1 protein-coding gene and 1 pseudogene are annotated in these 859 nt (G+C 33.1%); both read right to left on the minus strand.

The features are described from left to right. A partial coding sequence (locus RB298_RS07115; RefSeq protein ID WP_486046566.1) for a tRNA-binding protein occupies positions 1-216 on the minus strand: 216 nt, incomplete at its 3' end. 300 nt (positions 217-516) lie between these two features. Continuing rightward, positions 517-859: pseudogene (locus RB298_RS07120) on the minus strand (hypothetical protein); the annotation flags it as partial.

The raw sequence follows: 859 nt of genomic DNA on the forward strand, positions 1-859 counted from the left end.
CATAGGAGGAAAATTTACCACAGCAACCACTTGAGAGCCTATTAATTGTTCTGGCTTGTAACGTCGCGTAATCTGAGCTGAAGAACATTTTACTCCAAGCTCACCAAAGTCTATCTCTAGTTTTATTGCCGGCTTTCTTGCTTCTGGAAATGGTTCAGCTTTGACTACCGTACCAACACGAATATCTAATTTTAAAAAGTCCTTAATTGCTGCCATTATAATCACCTACACCTTTATTATTTCGAGCTACATTTAATAAAATTTTAATGTACTCGTTTGGGATTTAATGATTGTAACATAAGCAGGAGACACATTTTTGTTCTGATTTAAGGAGACTTTGTCTAATTATAAGATATAAGGTAGCAAAAGACGTCAGACCATTGATATTGTACTAACGCGGTAACATCGCTGAACTAGACACCGATTAAGAAATAAAATGGTGATTTTTTGGCTTTGTAGTTACCATAAAACTGTATATAGGAACCTCTATCTTTAAAATCTCTCCCTGAGTAAAGTTTACTTCTCATTAGATAGATTAAAAAATCTTTGATTGATAATTTGAAAAGGATATAACAAAATTTGTCTGAGAGTTAAAATTGTTACATACTGGAACGGATTAATTTTTTTGAGTTTAAAAACTTTTGTCTCTTTTAATTTTGGCAAAACTACAAATGTAAATACAACATGAATAATGAAGTTTACAGTTATATATAAAGGGAATTTACCGTACGTTGACTTAAGTACCCACATTGACACAGTAAAAAATGGTCCCCAAGTCCACACATCTTCACCAGGGATTTTTGGATGTATACTTTGTCCAAATGTCCAAAAGCGCTTCCTCTTGGCATAAGAATTAAGA

This window comes from Priestia sp. BR_2, assembly GCF_041954005.1.
Classification (GTDB): Bacteria; Bacillota; Bacilli; order Paenibacillales; family Paenibacillaceae; genus Paenibacillus_AQ; species Paenibacillus_AQ lautus_A.